Consider the following 22,562-nt stretch of genomic DNA (forward strand, 5'->3'; position numbering starts at 1 on the left):
ACGAGGGGGACAGGGTTACTTCAGCGTAAAACTTTGCGCCTGCACGTTGTCGGAGTCCAGGCCGACGAACACGTTGAATTTGCCCGGCTCCGCCCCCCATTTCAGGCTGGCGTTGTAGAACTTCAGATCGTCTTCGCTAATCGGCAGCTCAACCTGCTGCGACTGGCCGGCCTTCAGCGTCACTTTCTTGAAGTTGCGCAGCTCTTTCACCGGCCGGCTGACCGAGGCGGTCACGTCCTGCAGATACAGCTGCACCACCGTGGCGCCGTCGTACTTGCCGGTATTTTTCAGCGTGACGCTGGCGGTTAGCTTGCCGTTGCGCGCCATCGTCGGGCTGGACAATGTCAGATCCGACAGGCTGAAGGTGGTGTAGCTCAGGCCGTAACCGAACGGATACAGCGGGCCGTTGGGCGAATCGAAGTAGCGCGAGGTGTACTTGCCCGGATTCTCCTTGCCGAACGGGCGGCCGGTGTTCAGGTGGTTGTAGTACATCGGGATCTGGCCGACCGAGCGCGGGAAGGTCATCGGCAGCTTGCCCGACGGGTTGTAGTCGCCGAACAGCACGTCCGCCACCGCGTTGCCGCCCTCGGTGCCGCTGTACCAGGTTTCCAGCATCGCGTCCGCCTGCTCGCTCTCCCAGCTCAGCGCCAGCGGCCGGCCGTTCATCAGCACCAGCACCAGCGGCTTGCCGGTGGCTTTCAGCGCGGCGATCAGATCGCGCTGGCTCTGCGGGATCGTGATGTCGGCGCGGCTGGAGGCCTCATGCGCCATGCCCTGCGATTCCCCCACCACCGCCACCACCACGTCGGCCTTGTTCGCCGCCTGTACCGCTTCGTCGATCATCTGCTGCGGCGAACGGGTGTCGAACGCCACCGCCGGCTCATACTCGTTCAGGTAGTCGATGATGCCTTTATCCTGCGTGACGTTGGCGCCCTTGGCGTAAAGAATGCGCGCCTTGTCGCCCACCGCCCGCTCCAGCCCTTCGCGCAGGGTCACAGACTGCTTGACCACCCCGGCGGCGGACCAGCTGCCCATCACGTCACGCTGGCTGTCGGCCATCGGCCCGACCAGCGCGATGGTCGCCTGTTTGCTCAGCGGCAGCGTCTGCTTATCGTTCTTCAGCAGCACCATCGTTTTGCGTGCCACCACCCGCGCCTCGGCGCGGTGCAGGCGGCTTTCGGCGTTGGTGTCCTGCGGATCGGCCCCCGCCGGCCCCAGATGCACATACGGATCGGTGAACAGCCCCATGTCGTACTTGGTGTTCAGCACGTCGCGGCAGGCGCGGTCGATATCGCTTTCAGCCACCAGCCCGTCTTTCACCAGGCCCGGCAGGTATTTGTCGTAGAACTCGTCGCTCATGCTCATGTCGACGCCGGAGGTGATCGCCAGCCGCACCGCGTCGCGCGCGTCGGCGGCCACGCCGTGTTTAATCAGTTCTTTAATTGCGCCGTGGTCGCTGATGGTGATGCCTTTAAAGCCCCACTGGTCGCGCAGCAGATCTTTCAGCAGCCACGGGTTGGCGGTGGCCGGCACGCCGTTGATCGCGTTGAGCGACACCATCACCCCGCCGCTGCCGGCATCCACCGCCGCTTTATAAGGCGGCAAATAGTCCTGATGCATGCGCAGCGGGCTCATGTCGACGGTGTTGTAATCGCGGCCGCCTTCGACGGCGCCGTACAGCGCAAAGTGCTTGACGCTGGCCATCACCGAACCGGGTTTGGCCGGGTCGCCGTTCTGGAAACCGTCGACCATCACCTTGGCGATTTTCGACACCAGCCAGGTGTCTTCGCCGAAGCCTTCGGAGACCCGCCCCCAGCGCGGATCGCGGGTGATATCGACCATCGGCGCAAAGGTCATGTTCAGGCCGTCGTCGCTGGCCTCCTGCGCCGCCACCCGGGCGCTGAGCGTGATGGCTTCCAGATCGAAGCTGGCCGCCAGCCCCAGGCTGATCGGGAACACGGTGCGCTGACCGTGCACCACGTCATAAGCGAAGAACAACGGGATTTTGAGGCGGCTGAGCTGCATCGCCTGATCCTGCATCACCCGGATATCCGGCCGGGTAACGGTATTGAAGATGGCGCCGATCTGCCCTTTGCGGATGCCCTCGCGGATCGCTTCTTTCGGGTTATCCGGCCCGACGCTGATCAGCCGCAGCTGGCCGATCTTCTCTTCCAGCGTCATCTGCTTCATCAAATTGGACACGAAGGCCTCGCGCTGCTGGGCGTGCATGCCCTGCGTTATCGGCGTTTCCTGCGCAAAAGCCGGGCTGAGGGCCAGACCGGACAACATACTCACCACACAAAGCCATTTCATCTTGTTTTATCTCAGGCGTGTTTCCGCCGCCAACGCCGCGGAGTTTAATCGGAGTGAAGAAACAGTTTGCCACACTCTGTTTCATCGCCAAGGTAATTCGCATCGTTAATGTTTACAAAGCATTACAGGTTATCGGCAGGTAATTCTGCAGCCGGGCGCGGCTGTCGGCGGCCTCCGCCGTCAGGAAGTCGATAAACTGCGCCAGCGCCGGCGATGGCGCCCCGCGTTCAGGATAGACCAAATAATAGGCCGCGCCGCTGCTGACGCAGAGCGGGAACGGCGTGACGATACGCCGCGCCTGAATATCCTCCTCCAGCAGGCACAGATCGCCGATGGCGATGCCAAACCCTTGCAGTGCGGCGCTCATCGCCAGATCGAGGGTATCGAAATGCTGAGCCTTGCCGGACGGCAGCGCATCGGCCCCCGCCGCCTTCAGCCAGCGCAGCCAGTCGCGCCGATCGCGCGTCGGGTGCAGCAGGGTTTTGTCCGTCAAGTCCGCCAGCCGGGGCGTTGGCGGCAGGAACGTCGGCGTGCAGACCGGCGTGAGGATTTCGTCGAACAGCAGGTGCGCGCTCAGCTTTTTGCCCGGCGGCCGGCCGAATACCACCGCGGCGTCAAACTGCTCGGTGCTGAAATCCAGACCGTGCGACACCGAAGCAGTCAGCTCAATATGCATGTCCGGCCGTTCATTCTGCAGGCGAATGATGCGCGGCAGCACCCAGCGCATGGCGCAGGTCGGGCATTTGATGCGCAGCGCCCCCGGCGGGGCGGCGGCCCGCGTCAGCGCCTCGTCCAACTGCCCCAGCGCCTGCTGCACCGGCGCCAACAGCTGCGCGCCCTGCGGCGTCAGCGCCAAACCGCGCGCCTGGCGGCTGAACAGCGGATAGCCCAGGCGCTGTTCCAGCCCGAGGATTTGCCGGCTGACCGCCCCCTGCGTCAGGTGCAGCTGCCGGGCGGCATGGGTAAAGTTGAGGCGTTGCGCCACCACCACGAAGGTTTTCAACACGTCGAGCGACGGCAGGGATATCGGCATAGCGGGCCTCGATTAGGTATGATCGTAGTGCATGGCAAGTATGACAAACTTTCCCTTGTCCGCCTACGCCGCCTGATGCTTAATCGCTCAACACTTCCCTGTTTGCCTGGAGCCCATCATGCAGAGCGCCTGCTCATCCCGCTCGAAGCTGCCGGACGTCGGCACCACCATTTTCACCGTCATTGGCCAACTCAGCGCCGAACATCAGGCCCTCAATCTGTCGCAGGGCGCGCCCAACTTCGCCGGTGACCCGCAGCTGATCGAGGCGACGGCGCAAGCCATGCGCGCAGGTCATAACCAATACGCGCCGATGAGCGGCGTGGCGGCGTTACGTGCTGCTCTGGCGGAAAAAGCTGAACGATTGTATGGCGCACGCTATGACGCCGACGAAGAAATCACGGTGATCGCCAGCGCCAGCGAAGGGCTGTACTCGGCGATCAGCGCGCTGGTGCATCCCGGCGACGAGGTGATCTATTTCGAACCGGCGTTCGACAGCTATGCGCCGATCGTGCGCCTGCAGGGCGCCACGCCGGTGGCGATCAAGCTGTCGTTGCAGGATTTTCGCGTCGACTGGGACGAAGTGGCCGCCGCCATCAACGGCAAAACGCGCATGATCATCGTCAACACGCCGCACAACCCGACCGGCGCGGTGTTTGACGCGCACGACATCGAACGTCTGACCGCCCTGACCCGTGACACCGACATCGTGATCCTGTCCGACGAGGTCTACGAGCACGTGGTGTTCGACGGCGATATTCACCACAGCATGGCGCGCTACCCGCAGCTGGCGGAACGCAGCGTGATCGTGTCGTCGTTCGGTAAAACCTACCACGTCACCGGCTGGCGCGTCGGCTACTGCCTGGCGCCGGCGGCGCTGATGGACGAGATCCGCAAGGTGCACCAGTTCATGGTGTTCTCCGCCGATACGCCGATGCAGCACGCCTTCGCCGCCGCGCTCGCCAACCCGCAGAGCTACCTGGGGCTGGCGGCGTTTTATCAACAAAAGCGCGATCTGCTGGCCAGCGCCCTGCAGGATTCGCGCTTTGAGCTGCTGCCCAGCCGCGGCAGCTTCTTCATGCTGGCCCGCTTTAGCGGCTTCAGTCACGAAAGCGACAATGATTTCGCCGTGCGCTTGATCCGCGAAGCGAAGGTGGCGACGATCCCGCTGTCGGCGTTCTACAGTGACGGCACCGATACCGGCATTATCCGGCTGAGTTTTTCCAAAGATAACGAGACCCTGCTGGAAGGCGCGCGCCGCCTGAGCCAGGTGTGATTTTTTGTCCAACCATGGGAAAGGGGCACTGCCTATGAAAGCATTGAAAACGCTGTTCGCCGCCGGATGCCTGCTGGCCGCCGGCGCTTCGCTGGCGGCGGAAAACAGCCTGCGCTTCGGCCTGGAAGCGCTGTATCCGCCGTTCGAATCCAAATCCGCCAGCGGCAAACTGGAAGGGTTCGACATCGAACTGGGCGGCGCGGTGTGCGCCGCCGCGCAGTTGCAATGCAGCTGGGTGGAAACCTCGTTCGACAGCCTGATCCCGGCGCTGCAGGCGCGCAAGTTCGACGCCATCAACTCGGCGATGAACGTGACCGAACAGCGGCGTCAGGCGATCGCCTTTACCGACGCCATCTATCAGGTGCCGAACCGCCTGATCGCCAAGGCCGGCAGCGGCCTGCTGCCGGACGCCAAATCGCTGGCGGGCAAACACGTGGGCGTGCTGCAAGGCTCGATTCAGGAGATTTACGCCAAAACCCATTGGGCGCCGGCGGGCGTGGACGTGGTGTCTTATCAGGATCAGAATCAGGTTTACCTCGATCTGGCGGCCGGTCGGCTCGACGCCACGCTGGTGATGGCGCCGTCGGGGCAAAGCGGCTTCCTGTCGCAGCCGGACGGCAAAGGCTTCGCCTTCGTCGGCGAGGCGGTGCGCGACGACAAAATCCTCGGTGAAGGTATCGCCTTCGGCCTGCGTAAAGGGGATGAGGCGCTGAAGAAAAAACTGGATGCCGCCATCGCCAAAGTGAAACAGCAAGGCACGGTGACGGCGCTGTCGAAGAAGTATTTCGGCGATATCGATGTGACGGTGAAGTGAGAGACGGGGGCGGCACCGCCGCCCCCTGCCGCGATTAGCGATCGAACACCGAGCTGTTCAGCGCGCGATCCTGCTGGTGGCGCTCCAGCGCCAATTCGATCAGGCGCGTGATCAGCGCCTGATAGCTGACGCCGCTGGCGGCCCACAGCTTGGGATACATGCTGATGTTGGTGAAGCCCGGCAGCGTGTTGATTTCGTTGATCACCACCTGGTTGTCCGGCGTCAGGAACACATCCACCCGCGCCAGGCCGAAGCACTCCAGCGCGCGGAACGCCTTCAGCGCCACCTCGCGGATGTGGTCGCTCACTTCCGGCGCGATCGCCGCCGGCACCACCACCTGAGCGCCCTGCTCATTGATGTATTTGGTGTCGTAAGCATAGAAGGCGTCGCTCAGCACGATCTCGCCGCACACGCTGGCCTGCGGATCGTCGTTGCCCAGCACCGCGCACTCGATCTCGCGGCCGACGATCGCCGACTCCACCAGCACCTTGTGATCGAAGCTGAAGGCCAGCGATACCGCCGCGTCGAACTCGGCGCGGTTTTCCACCTTGCTGACCCCGACCGACGAGCCCTGGTTGGCCGGCTTGACGAACAGCGGCAGGCCGAGGCGCTCGCTCAGTTGCTCAAACGTGAATCCGGCGCGGTTGGCGCGGGTCAGGGTGACGAACGGCGCCACCGCCAGCCCGGCGTCGCGCAGCAGGCGCTTGGTCACGTCTTTATCCATGCTGACCGCCGAGCCGAGCACGCCGGCGCCGACGAACGGCATATTGGCCATGCGCAGCAGCCCCTGCAGCGAGCCGTCCTCCCCCAGCGTGCCGTGCACGATCGGGAAGATGACGTCGAGTTGGCCCAACGCGCCGGCGCTGCCCGCTTCGATCAGCTGCTGTTTTTCCTGGCCCGGGATCAGCGCCACGTTCTTGTTCGAGCGGTTCAGCGCGATCAGCGCCGGGTTCTCGGCGTTGAGCAGGTAGTTGGAGGCGTCGTTGATGTGCCACTGCCCCTGTTTGTCGATCCCCAGCAGCGTGACGTCAAACTTCTCTTTGTCGATTGCATCCACAATGTTTTTGGCCGACTGCAGCGACACCTCATGCTCCGCCGACTTACCGCCAAAAATCACCCCAACACGTAGTTTAGTCACGCCTTAAATCCTTCTGAAAAATCATGGCAAAAAAGTCGTTTATCACAATAAACGCATTGCCTGGCGGCGGCAATCGTTGTTGCCAGAATCTTCTTACGCCACAGAATGCCACATCGCGACCATCCTAAACGTATACACTTCGTATATCGTTCACTTAGGGAGACGCCGATGGGCATCGTAAAAATTTCAGACGCGCTGCATGACGATCTGCGCCTCGCCAGCCTGACCATGACGCGTTCGATCAACGCGCAGGCCGAGTACTGGATCAAGATCGGCATGCTGGCGGAGTTCCATCCGGAACTGACCTACCCGCAGCTGGTAAAAAAAATGATGAAAGATAACGCGCTGACGCTGAAGGAGATTGTCGGGTGAAACAGATTGTGATTAAAACGCCGGAAGAGATTGCCAAAATGCGCCATTCCGGCGCCCTGCTGGCGAAAGTGTTTGCTATGCTCGATGAGGTCATCGTCGAAGGCATCTCCACCATGGAGATCAACGACCGCGCCGAGGCGTTTATCGTCGAAGAGCTGAAGTCGCGCCCGGCCAGCAAGGGGCAGTATGATTTCCCCTATGTGCTCAACACCTCAATCGACGACGTGGTGTGCCATGGGGTGCCGTCGGCCAGCAAAATCCTGCGTTCCGGCATGATCGTCAACGTGGACATCACGCTGGAAAACGGCGGCTACATCGCCGACTCCAGCAAGATGTACTGCATCGGCCAGGTGACGCCGCTGGCCAAACGGCTGGTGAGCAACGTCTATGAATCGATGTGGCAGGGCATTCGCGCGGTGAAACCGGGCGCCACCCTCGGCGATATCGGCCATGCCGTCCAGCGGCACGCCGAGCAGGCCGGCTACAGCATCGTGCGGGAGTATTGCGGCCACGGCATCGGCCGCGATATGCATGAAGAACCGGCGGTGCTGCACTACGGCCAACCCGGCAGCGGTCTGGTGCTGCAGGAAGGCATGGTGTTCACCATCGAGCCGATGATCAACCAGGGCGACCGCCGTATCAAGCAGAAGAAAGACGGCTGGACGGTGGTGACGCGTGACAAAAAACTGTCGGCGCAGTGGGAACACACCGTGGCGGTCACCGCCGACGGCGTGGAGATCCTGACGCTGCGCGACGAAGAGCGCCGGGCCGGCTACGCCGAGCGCTACTAAACCCGCAAGCCATTAGCTTGGCAAGCTGATAGCTTAATAAGTTATTTAATTGATAACCTCTTAGCTTATATGCGGCACTCCGGCGCCGCGGTTAAAGCGACGGGGATGACAGGGAGACAGGCAGCATGCAGTCAGGCAATCAGGCGTTTATCAATCAGCTCAAGGACATCGTCGGCGGCCCGCAGCTGTTGACCGGCGATCGCAACACCGAGCGGTATCGCAAGGGGTTCCGCTCCGGCGAAGGCCAGGCGCTGGCGGTGGTGTTTCCCACCCGCCTGCTGCAGCTGTGGCGCATTTTGCAGGCCTGCGTGGCCGCCGACAAAATCGTCATCATGCAGGCCGCCAATACCGGCCTGACCGAAGGATCGACCCCCAGCGGCAACGACTATGATCGCGACATCGTCATCGTCAGCACCCTGCGCCTCGACCATATTCAGGTGCTGGACAACGGCAAGCAGGTGGTCGGCTTCCCCGGCAGCACCCTGCACCACCTCGAAAAATTGCTCAAACCCTACGGCCGCGAACCACATTCGGTGATCGGTTCCTCCTGTATCGGTGCCTCGGTGATCGGCGGCGTGTGCAACAACTCCGGCGGCTCGCTGGTGAAACGCGGCCCGGCCTATACCGAAATGGCGCTGTACGCCCAGCTAGGGGAAGACGGCCAGCTGCGCCTGGTGAATCATTTGGGCATCCGCCTCGGCGACACGCCGGAAGAGATCCTCACCCGGCTGGAAAAAGGCGATTACCGTCCAGAGGACGTCGAATACGGCGAGCTGCGCGCCTCGGATAACGAGTACGCCAGCCGGGTGCGCGACGTCGATGCCGACACCCCTTCCCGCTTCAACGCCGACAAACGCCGCCTGTTCGAGGCCTCCGGCTGCGCCGGCAAGCTGGCGGTGTTCGCGGTGCGGCTCGACACCTTCGAGAAAGAAGGCAAAGAGCAGGTGTTCTATATCGGCACCAACGACACCGCGGTGCTGACCGAGCTGCGCCGCCACATGCTGAGCCAGTTCGACAATCTGCCGGTGGCCGGTGAGTACATGCACCGCGATATCTTCGACATCGCCGAGGTCTACGGCAAAGACACCTTCATGATGATCGACAAGCTCGGCACCGATCAGATGCCGCGCTTCTTCACCCTGAAAGGCCGCATGGACGCCAGCCTCAACAAGCTGCCGCTGCTGCCGCACAACCTGACCGACCGGCTGATGCAGGGCCTGAGCCATCTGGCGCCGAGCCACCTGCCGAAGCGCATGAAGGACTACCGCGAACGTTTCGAACATCACCTGCTGCTGAAGATGGCCGGCCCCGGCGTAGACGAAGCGCAGCGCTACCTGACCGAGTACTTCGCCCAGGCCGAAGGCGCTTTCTTCGCCTGCACGCCTGACGAAGGCAAAAAGGCCTTCCTGCACCGCTTCGCCGCCGCCGGCGCCGCCGTGCGCTACCATGCGGTGCACGCCGACAAGGTGGAGGATATTCTGGCGCTGGATATCGCCCTGCGCCGCAACGACACCGACTGGTTTGAAACGCTGCCGCCGGAAATCGACAGCCAGCTGGTGCATAAGCTGTATTACGGCCACTTTATGTGCCACGTCTTCCATCAGGACTACGTGGTGAAAAAAGGCGTCGACAGCCACGCGCTGAAAGAAAAGATGCTCGAGATCCTCAACCGGCGCGGCGCCGAGTATCCGGCGGAGCATAACGTCGGCCACCTGTATCACGCCAAACCGGATCTGCAGGCGTTCTACCGCGCCGCCGATCCGACCAACAGCTTCAACCCCGGCATCGGCAAAACCAGTAAACGCAAAGGCTGGGCCGAAGGCCCCCGCTAAGACTGCCCGATTGGCCCGCCGCCGCACCCGGCGCGGGCCTACTCTCCCCTGCCTGCCTCATCGTGATCTTTCTGCGCCCTTAAAGATGTATTTATATTGCAACTTATAAATTTCCCGATTACCATTCATCGCAAATGAGAATCAATTACAAAACTGTCATGACGGATACATGGCATCCGCCGTGGCAATCACCGCGAAGTTGTTAATGAGAAGGAACCTACCATGAGTCAGACCCTCGATTCCGCCCAGCTGTTAGCCGCGCTCGATAAAGTGATGGTGATCTCCACCACCGATCTGCAAGGCACCATCACCTACGTCAACGATCTGTTTTGCCAACTGACCGGCTTTTCCCGGGAAGAGCTGGTGGGCCAGCCCCATAGCATCGTGCGCCACCCTTCCGTGCCGAAAGCGGTTTACAAAGCGATGTGGGACACCATCAAGGCGGGCGGCATCTGGACCGGCATCATTCCGAACGTCGGCAAAGGCGGCGTGCTGTACGTGGTCGACACCACAGTGCAACCGCTGTATGACGCCCAGGGCAATATCGCGGCCTATATCAGCATCCGCCGCGTGATCAACGATCTGATGACCGACTTCGAATCGGTGGAATTCGCCAAAGAACAGTTCGACAACCACTACGACAAGTAACCGCCATGGCCGACCTTATCGAACGCATCCTGATTGGTTACGGTTCGGAGTCGGGCAACGCCCGGGCGCTGGCGATGCGCCTGGGCGAGCAAAGCAGCCTGCAACCCTACCGCCCCGTCGTGAAAGAACTCAACGCCATCCAGCCCGCCGATGTGGGCGAGCATGACGCCCTACTGATCGTCTCGAGCTCATTTGGCGACGGCGAACCGCCCGCCAACGCCGAACGTTTTTCCGACGCGCTGGCGCAATGGCCTAACCGCCATCGGTTGCGCTACGCCATCTTCGGCCTCGGCGACACCGCGTACCCGCATTTCTGCGGCTTCACGCAGGCGCTGGATGCACGCCTGACGCAATACGGCGCCCACGCCATCGTCAATCGCGTCGACGCAGACGTTAACTTCGAACCGTTCTTCGCAACCTGGCTGACGACGCTGGATAAGGTGCTGGCCGGCGATGCCCAGGCCGGCCGCGATTTACATCTGCGCGTAACCGCCTACGGTGAAGACCATGCGTTCAGCGCCGCCCTCCTCGAACGGCGGCCGCTCAGCGCACGCACGCCGCAGGCCTGGCACCTGCGGCTGAATATCGCCGGCAGCGGCATCGTTTACCGGGCGGGAGATACCGTCTATCTGTTGCCGGAGAACGACGAAGGATTATTGACCCGGCTGGCTGACTGGCTCGGCAGGCCGGAGGCCGTCGACACGCTGCGGCGTCGGGAGCTGCGCCAGCTCAGCAAAACGACGCTGCGCGAACTGGCGCAGTTGGCCGACAGCGAAGAACTCAAAGGCTTGCTCAAGATCCGCCAGCGCAAAGCCCTGGAGAGTTATCTGTACGGCGCCGATCTGCTGGACGTGCTGCACGATTTTTGCCCGCCGCACGCGGTCACGCTGGAGAACCTGCTGACGCTGCTGCCCGTTTGCCTACCGCGCGCCTACTCCATCGCTTCGGCAACGCGGGAAGAGAGCCTCGATCTGTGCGTGCGCGACGTGCATTATGAACGCGGCGGCCGCACCCGGCGCGGCACGGCGACCGGCTGGCTGCTCAGCCAACCCGGCCCTTTCCGCCTCTTCTGCCGCGCCAACCCCGGCTTTTACCTGCCGCGCGATACCACCGTACCGGTGCTGCTTATCGGTACCGGTACCGGCATCGCACCGTTGATTGGCTTACTGCGCGAAATGGCCGCCCAGGGCGAACGGCGTGAAACCGTGCTGATCTTCGGTGAGAAAAGGCGCGATGAAGACTTCCTGTATGGCGAGGAATTGGTCACGCTGAACGCGGCGGGCGTACTCACGCGGCTCATCACGGCATTCTCGCGCGACACCGCCGACAAGTATTACGTGCAACACGCCATCGACGATCACGCCGGTGTCGTCAGCGGCCTGCTGCGGCGGGGCGCGCATGTCTACCTGTGCGGCAATCGTCAGTATCTGGAACATGCCGTGGCGACGGCGCTGGAGCAAGCCCACGGGGCGGAAAACCTGTGGCAGACGCTGATTGAGCAGCAGCGCCTGCATCTGGAGCTCTATTGAGACAGGGCGGCGTTCACCGCTCCGCGCGCAGCAGCAAGGACACGATGAACGCGCCCCCCAGCCCCGCCGTAATGATGCCGATGGGCAGTTCCTGATTGGGGATCAGGCTGCGGCTGAGCATGTCACCGCCGGTCAGCAGCATCGCCCCCAGCATGCCGCACATCGGCACGGACAATCGGTGGCGCACGCCCACCAGGCTCCGGGCCAGATAAGGCACCATCAGCCCGACAAAGCCGATCACGCCCGTCAGCGAAACGAGAAACGCCGTGGACAGTGCGCAGCACAGAAAGGTCTCGGTGCGCAGCCGCGCCACGTTGACCCCCATCGAATGGGCGGTTTGCTCGCCCGCCAGCAGCGCGTCCAGCGCCCGCCAACGCAGCGCCGTAAACCCGGCCAGCAGCACGAAACTCGCCAGCGGAATGAACAGATTATCCCAACGCGCCAGCCCCAGCCCGCCGAGCGACCAGAACAACACCGAACCGGCCGCCCGCTGATCGCCGGAAAACACCAGGTAGCTGGTGAGCGCGCTAAACAAAAATGAGACCGCCAGGCCACAGACGATCAACTGCTCGGCGCGCCTGACCCGGCTGACGCGAAACAGGATCATCACCGCCATCGCGGACAGAATGCCGCCGACGAAAGCCGACAGCGGCAACGTCAGTGCGCCCAGCGCATCACCGAAGCGCGTGATGACCAGCACCGCGCCGGCGGAGGCACCGGAAGAGAGCCCAAACAAAAAAGGATCGGCCAGCTCATTGCGGGTGGTGGTCTGCAGCAGCGCGCCGGTCATCGCCAGTCCGGCGCCGGTTAACGCCGCCAACAAAGCCCTGGGCACCCGCAGCTGCACGACGATGGTGTCCAGCATGCCGGAAAGCGGCGCCGAACCGAGCCCTAACGCCGCAAACGCCTGCCGCCATGACAGCGCGACGCTGCCCAGCTGCAGGCTCCAGATCATTAGCCCGCACAATACCGACAGCGCCAGCGGTGCGAGCAGCATAAAGCGCCGAGTCGGCGAGTTCATTCAGCCTCCGGCGCGTACAGCGCCCGCGCCAGCTTTTCCACTGCGCCGATGTTAGCCGGCCCCGGCGTCAGCTCCGCATACTGCAGTTTCAGATAGCGGTGGTGCCGTACGGCAGGCGTCAATTTCATCAACGGGTGAGACTCGAGGAAGCGCCGCAGCGCATCGGCGCCCGAACCGGTCTGGTAATCCAGCAGAATAATGAAATCAGGCTCGGCCGCCGCTACCGCCTCCCAGGACGCCGTCGTCCAGCTCGCCGGCAAACCGTCCATCACGTTGCGGCCGCCCGCCGCTTCGATGATCGCCGTCGGCATAGCGTATTTGCCGCTGGTGAAAGGCTTCTCCTCCCCCGAGTCATAGACGAACACCTTGAGCGGCGGCTGGCCCGCCGGCCTGGCGGGAAGCGCAGCCAACCGGCGCTGCCAGCCCTCAACCAGCGCGGTGGCCTCTTGCTGCTTGCCGAAAATCTTGCCGAGCTTCAGCTCATCGTCATACAGCAGGTTCATATCGGCCTTCTGCGGCCGCCCGCCGGCCTGTACGCAGCTCTCGCTCAGCACCAGCGTTTTGATGCCGAACGGGGCGAGCTTCTCCGGCGTGACGTCGCCGCCGATCTTCATGCCGTAATTCCAGCCGGCGAAAAAGAAATCCGGCTGTGCCGCCAGCAGCGTTTCCAAAGCGGGATATTTCGGCGCCAGCTCGGGAATGGTGCCCATCGCGGCCTTGAAGTCGGGCGTCAGTTTGTACCAGCCGGTGATGCCGGTCAGCCCGACAATGCGATCCTGCAGATGCAGTGCAAAGGCCATCTCGGCCATGTTGATGTCGTTGATGACGGCGCGCTGCGGCGCCTGGTTGAAGGTGACCGGCACACCGCAGCTTTCTACGGTGACGGGAAAATGTTCAGCCGCCGCCGACCTGGCGGCCAACAGCAGAAGCAGGATGAATACGCGTGCGTTCATGTTTCTCTCTGGTTTATCAAGCGCAATGGGGAACGTCAAAAATGCGCAGCGTTTTCCCGCTGACGGGATGTGCCACCTTGAAACTGTTCATGCCGAACACCGGCAGAATCACCGGGGTCTGCAACACCGCCTCGGGCGTACCACAGGCCACCTGACGGCTTTCGTTGAGCACCAGGATCCGATCGGCAAACGCCTCTGCCACGGGCAGATCGTGCAAGACCGCAATCACGGCGATGTCTTTATTTTTCACTAACGACAGCAGCGCCGAGCGCCCGGGCGGATCGAGGTGATTGGTCGGTTCATCCAGCAACAGCAGATCGGGAGACTGCGCCAACGCCCGAGCCAGCGCGGCACGCTGACGCTGGCCGCCCGAGAGCCGCCCCAACGGATGGCGCATGAGCGGCGCCAACCCGGTTTCCCCGATGGCTTCGTCAACGATGCGCTTTCCCGTCGCAGAACATGCGCCATGCGGCAAACGGCCCAACGCCACGTAGTCCTCAACCGACAGCCGCAAATCCGGCGAATCGTTTTGTGCCAGAAAGGCGATGCTTCTGGCGCGCTCCGCCGCCGGCCACGCGGACAAGGCGCGCCCTCGCCAGTAAATGCCGCCGCTGTCCGGCCGCGTTTCACCGATCAGGGCACGCAACAGGCTGGACTTGCCGCTGCCGTTAGGGCCGATCACCGCCAGCTTCTCACCGGCGCGCAGCGCGAAATGGATGTTGTCGAGTATCAATGCCCCGCCGTGGCCGGTCAGGCTAATCCCATCAACGTGGAGGATGTCGTGAACTGAATTCATTATGCGTAAATTGTTATATTATAACATATCAATATTTTTACCACGATTACGCGCCTTCTGCAAAAGCGAATCGCAATGTCTTTTGTCGCACGCATTGCGTGAACCGAGGCAAGAGCAAGCCGCGCCCTCTGCGTCAAAACTGCGCGGCCAAAGCAACATAGCATACCTCTCAATAAATGATAATGATTTTCATTATCACTTGAACCACTGCGATTTCCGATTGCACGCCCCGCTGAACTTAGTTATGTTTGAGCGATTAGTTTCATTCCCGGTTTTCAGGAACTCACATGGCCTACCTGGCGCACAGCACAGATCCGACAAACGCGACCGTTCCGGCCGCCGTTTTGCTGTGTGCTTCTTCCGCCCCACCCGCCGTTTCCTCTGTCGTTTCAGCGGTTGCCGCTTACCCGCCACGCATTGTGGTCGTGCGCTAAGCCAAACCGACTTTTTACCTCCGGCTTATTGATCTGTTGCGTTCAGGCGTAGACCGCCGCGCGCGCCGGAGCCTGTAATTTTCACGACAGGTGAAATTGACATGCGATTACCTTCTCTCTGGGCCAATGCCGGCCTGGCTACGCTGTTCGTCCTGCTTTGGAGCAGCGGCGCGATTTTCTCCCGTTGGGGGCTGGAGCACGCCTCCGCCTTCGCTTTCCTGTTCTTCCGCTGCGCCATCGCGCTGGCGGTGCTGTTGGCCATCGGCCTGTGGCAGCGCCAGTGCCTGCCCGCCCCCGGCACCCGCCGGCGCGTCGCGCTGATTGGCGTGCTGATGATCGGCAGCTATCAAATCTGCTATCTGCTGGCGTTGGAACAGGGTATTACGCCCGGCGTGCTGGCCACGTTGCTCGGCGTACAGCCGATCCTCACCCAGTTCATCACTGAACGGCGCTGCACCGGGCTGCGGGCGCTCGGCCTGGCGCTGGCGATGGCCGGGCTGACGCTGGTGGTGTACCAAAGCCTGATGGTGGCCCACTTCTCGCTGAGCGGCATGCTGTTCGCCTTTATCGCGCTGGGCTGCATGACCGCCGGCACCCTGCTGCAAAAAGGCATGACGCAGCCGCCGCTGGCGGTCTTGCCGCTGCAGTATGCCGTCGGGTTGCTGATGTGTACGCTGGCGCTGCCGTTTGAGCCGCTGCGGGTCGAGTGGCGGCCAGAGTTCGTGCTGCCGCTGCTGTGGATGGCGGTGGTGATCTCGGTGCTGGCGACCTTCTTGCTGTATCGCCTGATCCAGCGCGGCAACCTGGTGCAGGTCACCAGCCTGTTCTATCTGATCCCGGCGGTCACCGCCCTGCTGGACTACCTGCTGCTCGGCCACGCGCTGGCGGCGCTGAGCCTGCTGGGCATGGCGGGCATCGTGCTCGGCGTGATGCTGGTTTTCCGCCGCGCATAAAAGCAAAAGCCCCCGCGCCGTTCCACCGGCGCGGGGGCGACAACAACAACCGTTAACTCAGAATAACCAGGAACCGTACCCCCACAGCAGCACCGTCACCCCAAGCAGCAGCTCGAGCAACAGAATGCCGATGGCGAAGGTCGAGCTGGAGAAGATGAACCCTTCCTTACTGTCGATATTCAGGAAGTGCGGGATCCCCAGATTCAGCAGATAGCCCGAATAGCACAGGCCGATAATGCCGACAAACAGACACAGCCAGACGACCGGATAGAGCGCCACAATCCCGCTGAGGAACATCGGGGTCGCCACGTAGCCGGCGAACACCATGCAGCGGTGCAGGCTGGGGCGCGATTCATAGCGCCGCGCCATCCAGTGAATGACTTTCCCCATGGCCGCTACGCCCGCCAGCATCAGCAGGTAAAACGCCACGGCGGTATAAAGCGCGGTAAACATGTCGAGCCTGATGGCATGTCCCTCGCCGGAGAGCCAGCCCAACTGGGTGGTGCCGATAAAAGCGCAGACCACCGGGATTGCTGCCAAGAGCAACACGTGATGGGTGTATAGGTGCGAGACGCTTTCATTCTCGTTTTTGATCTGTTCGAACTCGGCGCTGGGATGCGCCAGAAGTCCCCAAACATGACTGACCATGAGACACCTCCTATCTCGCCGTAGGCCGCGATCGGCGAACGAATTTCACACCTCCGACGGACTGCTACCCGTGCGAGGATTGCGGCCACGGGGCTCTCTCCCCTGTACTCATTATAGTCTTTCGGCGAAAAAACGTGCGGAAAGCGCAACGCCGCGGCGCTTTGTCTTATACTCCCACCATAAAAACCAAGCTGCGAGGAAGGTCATGTCATCCGTTATCACCACCCGCCAGGCGGGGATCGTCGACGTCGACGCCGGGCGCAACGTCACCGTTGTCGAGCCCTGCAATCTGTACGGCTGCCGGCTCGGCGACGATGTCTTCGTCGGCCCGTTCGTGGAGATCCAGCGCCACGTCAGCATCGGCGCACGCAGTAAAATTCAGTCGCACAGCTTTATCTGCGAATACGTTACCCTCGGCGAAGCGTGCTTTGTCGGCCACGGCGTCACCTTCGCCAACGATCTGTTCAAAGACGGCGCGCCCAATGCAGATCCAGCCAGCTGGGGGCGCACGCGCGTCGGCGATCGGGTGTCCATCGGCTCCGGCGCCACCATCCTGGCGGTGGAGATCTGCAGCGACGCGGTGATCGGCGCCGGGGCGGTCGTGACCCGCGACATCACCCGCAAGGGGATTTATGCCGGCAACCCGGCGCGCCTGCTGCGGGAGCTGCCGTAATGACCGCGGCCATCCGCATTGCGGCCATTGAGGCGCTGCCCGATGATTACCTGACGCGCGGCGATTTCGGCTTTACCATCCGCTGTTACGCCCTGCCGCAGTTCGACACCCCGGTCGACAGCTGGCCAACCCGCCCGGTGGCGCCGTTTCGCAAACAGTATCCCCTGGCGCCGTTCGCCAACGAAGACAGCGCGACTTTCCTGGCATATCGCCAGGACCAAGCCGTTGGCCACATCACGCTGAGCAAAAACTGGAACGGTTACACCCTGATCGACGAGATCGCGGTCAGCGCTCACGCGCGCCGTCAGGGCATCGCCGGGGCGCTGCTGGACTGCGCCAAACAGTGGGCGCGGCAGCAGGAAACCTCAGGTATGATGCTCGAAACGCAGAACAACAATCTGGCCGCCTGTCGCTGCTACCAGCATTACGGGTTTATTCTCGGCGGCATCGACCGTTTGCTGTACCGCGCCGAGCCGGAGATCGCCGATCACGAAATCGCGCTGTTCTGGTATTTGCCGTTCAATAGCGAAATCGGTTACTGATTTATCGGCCGCCATTGAGGCTATGTTTACTTTTTAACCCCTACCATCGGATGAGAACTGTTATCACTGACTCTGATAAGCCAGCGACACCCAGGGAGGGCCGTATGAACCAGAACAAGGTTGTTTTACTGATGTTAGCTATCGCCATGAGCGGATGCGCCGAGCGCCCCACCGCCGTCTCCCCCGCAACGCCGCCGACCGACGTCACCGTTTCGCCGCCGGCTGTGCAACCGCAGATGGACGCCAGCACCCGCAGCAAGCTGCATGAGATCCTCGCGCTGCGCGCCGGTTGGCCCGCCACGCAGCCGCATGGCCGCACCGTCGATTTGATTTCACGCGAGTTTCTCGGCACGCCCTATCTCGCCAACCGCCTGATCGGTTCGCAGAGCACGCCCGAGCAGCTGGTGATCGACTTCCGCGGGCTGGATTGCTTCACCTACATCGATTATGTGGAAGCGCTCAGCACCGCCCGCAGCGAGGGCGAGTTCGTACAGCGCCTGGTAGACATTCGCTACGTCGACGGCAACATCGCCTTCCCGCAGCGCAAACACTTCTTCACCGATTGGGCGCAGCGGCCGAAAAAAGTGGCTGAAGACATCACCGCGCGGCTCAGCCCGCACGCCGTCACCCTCGTGAAAACCCTCAACCGCAAAGCGGATGGCGGCAGCTACCTGCCCGGCTTGCCCGACGTACAACGCAGCGTGACCTATATCCCCAGCGACCGTATCGACGACAAGGTGCTGGCCCAGCTGCGCACCGGCGATTACATCGGCATTTACACCAACCTGGACGGGCTGGACGTGACCCACACCGGCATCTTCGTGATGACCGACAACGGCCCGGTGCTGCGCAACGCCTCATCGCGCAAGGCCAACATGCGGGTGGTCGATTCGCCCTTTATGGATTACGTGATGGCCACGCCGGGCATCGTGGTGCTGCGTTCGCTCAGCCGATAATCCCCCGCCGCATAACGGCTATAAGCTATAGCCGTTTATGCTGAGCGAGCGTTTGACTTCATCGGCGGTTCAAGCTTAGCTGTAAGAACAAAAACCAACTGATTTTATTGTTCTTTTCAGGGAGACTTCGATGACCTTACGCTGGCGTATCACCCCTCTGGCGGCGGCCTTCGCCGCCGTTTTGGCGCTTCAGGGCTGCGATCAAAAAACCGATCGGAACCATATCAAGGTCGGCGTCATCAACGGCGCGGAACAGGACGTGGCGGAAGTCGCCAGGCAAGTGGCGAAAGAGAAATACGGGCTGGACGTCGAGCTGGTCGGCTTCAGCGGTTCGCTGCTGCCGAACGACGCCACCGACAAGGGCGAACTGGACGCCAACGTGTTCCAGCACCGCCCGTTCCTCGAACAGCAAAATAAAGATCACGGCTATAAGCTGGTGGCGGTCGGCAATACCTTTGTCTTCCCGATGGCCGGCTACTCCAAAAAGATAAAATCGCTCAAAGAGCTGCCTGACGGCGCGGTGATCGCCATCCCGCTCGATCCGACCAACCTGGGGCGTGCCCTGCTGCTGCTGGAAAAAACCGGATTGATTACGCTGAAACAAGGCAAGGGGTTGTTGCCCACCGCCCTGGACATCAGCGCCAACCCGCACCGTTACCAAATCATGGAGCTGGAAGGCGCGCAGCTGCCGCACGTGCTGGACGATCCAAAGGTGACCGTCGCCGTCATCAGCACCACCTACATCAACCAGACCGGCCTGTCGCCGACCAAAGACGGCATCTTCATCGAGGATAAAGACTCGCCGTACACCAACATCATCGTCACCCGCGAAGACAACAAGGACGCGCCGAACGTGCAGAACTTCATCAAAGCCTATGAGTCTGACGAAGTGGCCAAGGCCGCCGAGAAAATCTTCAACGGCGGCGCGGTGAAAGGCTGGTAATTCCAGGCACAGCGCCACAGGGGCTCTCCCCAAAGAACCCCTTGTCCGCTAATCATCGCCTTTTCTTATCTCACCATAAGAAAACCCGATTTACCCCGGCGGCGAGCGGCGCGCATAATGGCGTTTATCCGCTGATTTCCAAGGTAAACAGGCATTACCATGACGCTCTCCGCTCCCGTACTCAGCCTCCTTGACGCCACGCCGGACGATATGGCCGCCGTGCTGCGCATTTACACTCACCACGTGCTGTACGGTGCAGCCTCGTTTGAAGAACAGCCGCCGCCCCTGGCGGAAATGCAGCTGCGGCTGAGCAAGGTGCAAGAAGCCGGGCTGCCCTGGCTGGTGGCGAAAAGCGAAGGCCATATTGTGGGCTACTGCTACGCCACGCCGTATCGGCCCCGGCCGGCCTATCGTTTTACCGTGGAAGACTCGGTGTATATCGCCGAGGGGCAACAGGGTAAAGGCGTCGGCAAGGCGCTGCTGAGCAAGCTTATCGCCCGCTGCGAGCAAGGCCCCTGGCGCCAGATGCTGGCGATCGTCGGCGATTCCGCCGCCAACCGCGGTTCGCTGGCGCTGCACCAGTCGCTCGGCTTTACCAGCGTCGGGACGTTAAAGGCCGTGGGGTTCAAACTGGGGGAATGGCGCGACACCCACCTCATGCAGCGCGCGCTGGGCGCGGGCGACAGTCAGCATCCTTGAATACATGGCGACGCACGATAGGAAGTTAGCGTCTATAGTGAAGAGTGATTTCATTAAGTTAGCGCCAATCGTGCGCCACATTTAACCGGTAAGGGAGAAGTAAATGAAAATTATTCTGTGGATTGTCGCCATCATCTTCATCGTGGGTTTGTTGACGATTACCGGCGTTCTCAAACTGATTTTTTAAAGCGTCAGCTCCGTCCCGCCCCTTGCGGGGCGAGACTTTTCATCATGCCTTGAAACGCGCGCGCACCGCGCCCAGCGCCGACACCACCGCCAGCACCACGCCGCCGGCGATCACACCGAACACCACGTTCAGCAGAGCTGGAATGACACCCTGCAAAATATGCCCCAACGTCGGCACCACCGTAGCGTAGGAAGCCCAGTCCTCAAACAGATGATGTACCGGCGGCAGGCCGTGGGTCAGGATGCCGCCGCCGACCATAAACATGGCGACTGTGCCGACGATCGACAGCGTTTTCATCAAATAGGGCGCGGCGCGCACGATGCCGCCGCCGACGGCGCGCGCCAACACGCTGCCCTTGCGGCTCAGGTACAGCCCCAAATCATCCAGCTTGACGATACCGGCGACGATGCCGTAAACCCCCAGCGTCATCACTAGCGCGATGCCGCACAGCACGATCACCTGCTGACTGAAAGTGGCGCCGGCGACGGTGCCCAACGTAATGGCGATAATCTCGGCGGATAACACGAAATCGGTACGCACAGCCCCTTTTATCTTGCGCTTTTCATAGGCCGCCACATCCTCATTGGCGCCCGGTCCGTCTTGCTTATCCTCATGTGCCTGCTTGTCTTGGCTCAGGCTGTGGTACACCTTTTCGAACCCTTCGTAGCACAGGTAGGCGCCGCCCACCATCAGCAGCGGCGTGATCGCCCAGGGCGCGAAAGCGCTGATCAGCAGCGCCAGCGGCACCAGGATCGCCTTGTTGATCAGCGAACCTTTGGCGACGCTCCACACCACCGGCAGTTCGCGGTCGGCTTTAACGCCGGTGACCTGCTGCGCGTTGAGCGCCAGATCGTCCCCCAGCACCCCAGCGGTTTTTTTTGCCGCCATCTTGGTCATCAAAGAGACATCGTCCAGCAACGAGGCGATGTCGTCGATAAGGGTAAGTAAGCTACTTCCTGCCAAAATGATTCATCCTTTTACATATGCATACGCGGGTTATTGTACGTTTAGCATAGCGGTAAACCACCGCGAGCGGATATGGGATAAACGCCACTTTCTCCATCACCTCAGATCCCCCGCCGGCACATTGAGCTGCCAGGAAAGCCCAAAGCGATCGTTGAGCCAGCCGAAGCGGGCGCTGAAGCCGTAGTCGTCGAGCGGCATCAGCACCTTACCGCCCTCCGCCAGGCGGTGGAACGCCCTCTCCAACACTTCTTCGTTAGGCAGGTTGATGAACAGCGACACCGCCGGGGTAAAGCTGAAATCATGGCTGATCGGGCTGTCGATAAACACCAGGTTCTGCCGATCGAAATCGATGGTGGCATGCTTGATTAACCGCTGGCCGTCCGGCGTCGGGTCGTAATGCTGCACCTGCATGAGCCGAAAACGCTCAAACACCTGGCTGTAGAGGTCGATCGCCTGCTGCGCCTCCCCCTGAAACATGACAAAGGTCGAAACCTGACTCATAACATCCCCTTCGGTAATCGTTGTGGTATTAATGGAGGATAGCGGATTACCCTTGAAGCGGCGAAAGGAGCAACCATGAGCATCATTCATCGCCTGGCGCAGCCGGACGATCTCAACGGCCTGTTGGCTCTGTATCGCGAGCTGCGCCCACAGGATGCGCCGCTGCGCAGCGACGACGCGCGCCGTGCCCTGCAGCGCCTGCTGGACGATCCGGCGATCCGTCTGGTGGTAGCGGCGCAAGAGGAACAGCCGATAGCCACCTGCATGCTGGCGCTGATCCCGGGGCTGGCGCATCAGGCGCAGCCGTTCGGCGTCATCGAACACGTGGTGACGGCGGAGCCCTATCGCGGCCACGGCGTGGCGCTCGCGATGATCGAATACGCGCTGCAGCTGGCCTGGCGCAAGGGCTGTTACAAGGTGATGCTGCTGTCGGGGCAGCAACGCACCGGCGCGCACCAGCTTTATCTCAAGGCGGGTTTCGACGGCGATCGCGAGCGGGGATTTGTCATCAGGCGGCCCGAGGGCCGATAGCGGCCTGCCGCAAACG

Annotated in this window: 23 protein-coding genes; 14 read left to right on the forward strand and 9 right to left on the reverse strand. The window is 61.8% G+C overall.

Translation table 11 applies throughout. From position 1 onward, the window contains the following. Positions 1–15: 15 nt before the first annotated feature. Both bglX and REA38_RS05155 read right to left on the reverse strand, forming a co-directional pair. Positions 16–2,313 carry a beta-glucosidase BglX gene (gene bglX, locus REA38_RS05150; RefSeq protein WP_308885205.1) on the reverse strand — a complete coding sequence of 766 codons (2,298 nt, stop codon included), beginning with the start codon at positions 2,311–2,313 and terminating at the stop codon, positions 16–18. A gap of 112 nt (positions 2,314–2,425) precedes the next feature. Next, positions 2,426–3,346, reverse strand: coding sequence for a LysR substrate-binding domain-containing protein (locus REA38_RS05155; RefSeq protein ID WP_033653469.1), 921 nt, complete (start codon positions 3,344–3,346; stop codon positions 2,426–2,428). A gap of 118 nt (positions 3,347–3,464) precedes the next feature. Between REA38_RS05155 and REA38_RS05160 the strand changes: the two genes are divergently transcribed. Next, positions 3,465–4,619 carry a pyridoxal phosphate-dependent aminotransferase gene (locus REA38_RS05160; RefSeq protein ID WP_047568751.1) on the forward strand — a complete coding sequence of 385 codons (1,155 nt, stop codon included), beginning with the start codon at positions 3,465–3,467 and terminating at the stop codon, positions 4,617–4,619. Positions 4,620–4,653: 34 nt separating this feature from the next. Beyond that, positions 4,654–5,433, forward strand: a complete 780-nt coding sequence (locus REA38_RS05165; RefSeq protein ID WP_308885207.1) for an ABC transporter substrate-binding protein — start codon at positions 4,654–4,656, stop codon at positions 5,431–5,433. Between the two features lie 34 nt (positions 5,434–5,467). On the opposite strand, the gene ddlA is transcribed toward REA38_RS05165, so the two are convergent. Next, positions 5,468–6,571, reverse strand: coding sequence for a D-alanine--D-alanine ligase (gene ddlA / locus REA38_RS05170; protein ID WP_049195873.1), 1,104 nt, complete (start codon positions 6,569–6,571; stop codon positions 5,468–5,470). Between the two features lie 168 nt (positions 6,572–6,739). On the opposite strand from ddlA, the gene REA38_RS05175 reads away from it, so the two are divergent. From REA38_RS05175 to REA38_RS05195, 5 genes are all read left to right on the forward strand, one after another. Beyond that, positions 6,740–6,943, forward strand: a complete 204-nt coding sequence (locus tag REA38_RS05175) for a ParD-like family protein (RefSeq protein WP_006324220.1) — start codon at positions 6,740–6,742, stop codon at positions 6,941–6,943. Then, the gene (map, locus tag REA38_RS05180) at positions 6,940–7,734 is read left to right on the forward strand and encodes a type I methionyl aminopeptidase (RefSeq protein WP_049195874.1); all 795 of its coding nucleotides are present in this window, start codon (positions 6,940–6,942) and stop codon (positions 7,732–7,734) included. Before REA38_RS05175 ends, map begins: the two co-directional genes overlap by 4 nt. Before the next feature lie 125 nt (positions 7,735–7,859). After that, positions 7,860–9,566, forward strand: a complete 1,707-nt coding sequence (dld, locus tag REA38_RS05185; protein ID WP_308885209.1) for a D-lactate dehydrogenase — start codon at positions 7,860–7,862, stop codon at positions 9,564–9,566. Positions 9,567–9,788: 222 nt separating this feature from the next. Then, complete coding sequence (locus REA38_RS05190) at positions 9,789–10,214, forward strand: PAS domain-containing protein (protein ID WP_033647052.1); 426 nt, start codon at positions 9,789–9,791, stop codon at positions 10,212–10,214. Positions 10,215–10,219: 5 nt separating this feature from the next. After that, positions 10,220–11,743: a sulfite reductase flavoprotein subunit alpha gene (locus tag REA38_RS05195; RefSeq protein WP_033653474.1), complete on the forward strand. Its 1,524-nt coding sequence runs from the start codon at positions 10,220–10,222 to the stop codon at positions 11,741–11,743. A 13-nt stretch (positions 11,744–11,756) separates the two neighbouring features. Here REA38_RS05195 and REA38_RS05200 read toward each other — a convergent pair whose 3' ends face one another. From REA38_RS05200 to REA38_RS05210, 3 genes are read right to left on the reverse strand one after another with little or no spacing between them, the layout of a single operon-like run. Next, complete coding sequence (locus tag REA38_RS05200; protein WP_033653475.1) at positions 11,757–12,764, reverse strand: iron ABC transporter permease; 1,008 nt, start codon at positions 12,762–12,764, stop codon at positions 11,757–11,759. Beyond that, positions 12,761–13,717 carry an ABC transporter substrate-binding protein gene (locus REA38_RS05205; RefSeq protein ID WP_049195878.1) on the reverse strand — a complete coding sequence of 319 codons (957 nt, stop codon included), beginning with the start codon at positions 13,715–13,717 and terminating at the stop codon, positions 12,761–12,763. The genes REA38_RS05200 and REA38_RS05205 overlap by 4 nt, the downstream gene beginning before the upstream one ends. Positions 13,718–13,733: 16 nt before the next feature. After that, entirely contained in the window at positions 13,734–14,450 is a 717-nt protein-coding gene (locus tag REA38_RS05210) for an ABC transporter ATP-binding protein (RefSeq protein WP_308885284.1), read from the reverse strand. A gap of 598 nt (positions 14,451–15,048) precedes the next feature. Between REA38_RS05210 and REA38_RS05215 the strand changes: the two genes are divergently transcribed. Continuing rightward, positions 15,049–15,900 (forward strand): DMT family transporter, encoded by an 852-nt coding sequence (locus tag REA38_RS05215; RefSeq protein ID WP_033653478.1) that lies wholly within the window; start codon positions 15,049–15,051, stop codon positions 15,898–15,900. Between the two features lie 57 nt (positions 15,901–15,957). On the opposite strand, the gene REA38_RS05220 is transcribed toward REA38_RS05215, so the two are convergent. After that, positions 15,958–16,548, reverse strand: coding sequence for a Yip1 family protein (locus tag REA38_RS05220; RefSeq protein ID WP_033637547.1), 591 nt, complete (start codon positions 16,546–16,548; stop codon positions 15,958–15,960). A gap of 205 nt (positions 16,549–16,753) precedes the next feature. Here REA38_RS05220 and REA38_RS05225 point away from each other — a divergent pair, with 205 nt between their 5' ends. From REA38_RS05225 to REA38_RS05245, 5 genes are all read left to right on the forward strand, one after another. Next, positions 16,754–17,221: an acyltransferase gene (locus tag REA38_RS05225; RefSeq protein ID WP_033637546.1), complete on the forward strand. Its 468-nt coding sequence runs from the start codon at positions 16,754–16,756 to the stop codon at positions 17,219–17,221. Then, the gene (locus tag REA38_RS05230) at positions 17,221–17,763 is read left to right on the forward strand and encodes a GNAT family N-acetyltransferase (protein WP_041033982.1); all 543 of its coding nucleotides are present in this window, start codon (positions 17,221–17,223) and stop codon (positions 17,761–17,763) included. The genes REA38_RS05225 and REA38_RS05230 overlap by 1 nt, the downstream gene beginning before the upstream one ends. Before the next feature lie 104 nt (positions 17,764–17,867). Continuing rightward, a complete protein-coding gene (locus tag REA38_RS05235) occupies positions 17,868–18,719 on the forward strand; it encodes a DUF1460 domain-containing protein (RefSeq protein ID WP_033637543.1) in 852 nt (283 codons plus the stop codon). A 130-nt stretch (positions 18,720–18,849) separates the two neighbouring features. Beyond that, positions 18,850–19,662 carry a MetQ/NlpA family lipoprotein gene (locus REA38_RS05240; RefSeq protein ID WP_033653481.1) on the forward strand — a complete coding sequence of 271 codons (813 nt, stop codon included), beginning with the start codon at positions 18,850–18,852 and terminating at the stop codon, positions 19,660–19,662. A 159-nt stretch (positions 19,663–19,821) separates the two neighbouring features. Next, positions 19,822–20,361, forward strand: coding sequence for a GNAT family N-acetyltransferase (locus REA38_RS05245; RefSeq protein ID WP_033637541.1), 540 nt, complete (start codon positions 19,822–19,824; stop codon positions 20,359–20,361). 229 nt (positions 20,362–20,590) lie between these two features. Here the strand turns inward: REA38_RS05245 and REA38_RS05250 are convergent, their stop codons facing one another. Together REA38_RS05250 and REA38_RS05255 are read right to left on the reverse strand one after the other, a co-directional pair. Continuing rightward, the gene (locus tag REA38_RS05250) at positions 20,591–21,511 is read right to left on the reverse strand and encodes a DUF808 domain-containing protein (RefSeq protein ID WP_308885213.1); all 921 of its coding nucleotides are present in this window, start codon (positions 21,509–21,511) and stop codon (positions 20,591–20,593) included. 99 nt (positions 21,512–21,610) lie between these two features. After that, positions 21,611–22,015 (reverse strand): VOC family protein, encoded by a 405-nt coding sequence (locus REA38_RS05255; RefSeq protein WP_308885214.1) that lies wholly within the window; start codon positions 22,013–22,015, stop codon positions 21,611–21,613. 75 nt (positions 22,016–22,090) lie between these two features. Between REA38_RS05255 and REA38_RS05260 the strand changes: the two genes are divergently transcribed. After that, a complete protein-coding gene (locus REA38_RS05260; protein WP_033647069.1) occupies positions 22,091–22,546 on the forward strand; it encodes a GNAT family N-acetyltransferase in 456 nt (151 codons plus the stop codon). Positions 22,547–22,562: the final 16 nt, after the last annotated feature.

This window comes from Serratia sp. MF1(2023) (assembly GCF_030954545.1).
GTDB classification, from domain to species: domain Bacteria; phylum Pseudomonadota; class Gammaproteobacteria; order Enterobacterales; family Enterobacteriaceae; genus Serratia; species Serratia sarumanii.

Bases quoted from the DNA above. Each gene is read 5' to 3' on its own strand.
- bglX (WP_308885205.1), bottom strand. From the start codon at position 2,313: ATGAAATGGCTTTGTGTGGTGAGTATGTTGTCCGGTCTGGCCCTCAGC.
- REA38_RS05155 (WP_033653469.1), bottom strand. From the start codon at position 3,346: ATGCCGATATCCCTGCCGTCGCTCGACGTGTTGAAAACCTTCGTGGTG.
- REA38_RS05160 (WP_047568751.1), top strand. From the start codon at position 3,465: ATGCAGAGCGCCTGCTCATCCCGCTCGAAGCTGCCGGACGTCGGCACC.
- REA38_RS05165 (WP_308885207.1), top strand. From the start codon at position 4,654: ATGAAAGCATTGAAAACGCTGTTCGCCGCCGGATGCCTGCTGGCCGCC.
- REA38_RS05175 (WP_006324220.1), top strand. From the start codon at position 6,740: ATGGGCATCGTAAAAATTTCAGACGCGCTGCATGACGATCTGCGCCTC.
- dld (WP_308885209.1), top strand. From the start codon at position 7,860: ATGCAGTCAGGCAATCAGGCGTTTATCAATCAGCTCAAGGACATCGTC.
- REA38_RS05190 (WP_033647052.1), top strand. From the start codon at position 9,789: ATGAGTCAGACCCTCGATTCCGCCCAGCTGTTAGCCGCGCTCGATAAA.
- REA38_RS05195 (WP_033653474.1), top strand. From the start codon at position 10,220: ATGGCCGACCTTATCGAACGCATCCTGATTGGTTACGGTTCGGAGTCG.
- REA38_RS05200 (WP_033653475.1), bottom strand. From the start codon at position 12,764: ATGAACTCGCCGACTCGGCGCTTTATGCTGCTCGCACCGCTGGCGCTG.
- REA38_RS05205 (WP_049195878.1), bottom strand. From the start codon at position 13,717: ATGAACGCACGCGTATTCATCCTGCTTCTGCTGTTGGCCGCCAGGTCG.
- REA38_RS05215 (WP_033653478.1), top strand. From the start codon at position 15,049: ATGCGATTACCTTCTCTCTGGGCCAATGCCGGCCTGGCTACGCTGTTC.
- REA38_RS05220 (WP_033637547.1), bottom strand. From the start codon at position 16,548: ATGGTCAGTCATGTTTGGGGACTTCTGGCGCATCCCAGCGCCGAGTTC.
- REA38_RS05225 (WP_033637546.1), top strand. From the start codon at position 16,754: ATGTCATCCGTTATCACCACCCGCCAGGCGGGGATCGTCGACGTCGAC.
- REA38_RS05230 (WP_041033982.1), top strand. From the start codon at position 17,221: ATGACCGCGGCCATCCGCATTGCGGCCATTGAGGCGCTGCCCGATGAT.
- REA38_RS05235 (WP_033637543.1), top strand. From the start codon at position 17,868: ATGAACCAGAACAAGGTTGTTTTACTGATGTTAGCTATCGCCATGAGC.
- REA38_RS05240 (WP_033653481.1), top strand. From the start codon at position 18,850: ATGACCTTACGCTGGCGTATCACCCCTCTGGCGGCGGCCTTCGCCGCC.
- REA38_RS05245 (WP_033637541.1), top strand. From the start codon at position 19,822: ATGACGCTCTCCGCTCCCGTACTCAGCCTCCTTGACGCCACGCCGGAC.
- REA38_RS05255 (WP_308885214.1), bottom strand. From the start codon at position 22,015: ATGAGTCAGGTTTCGACCTTTGTCATGTTTCAGGGGGAGGCGCAGCAG.
- REA38_RS05260 (WP_033647069.1), top strand. From the start codon at position 22,091: ATGAGCATCATTCATCGCCTGGCGCAGCCGGACGATCTCAACGGCCTG.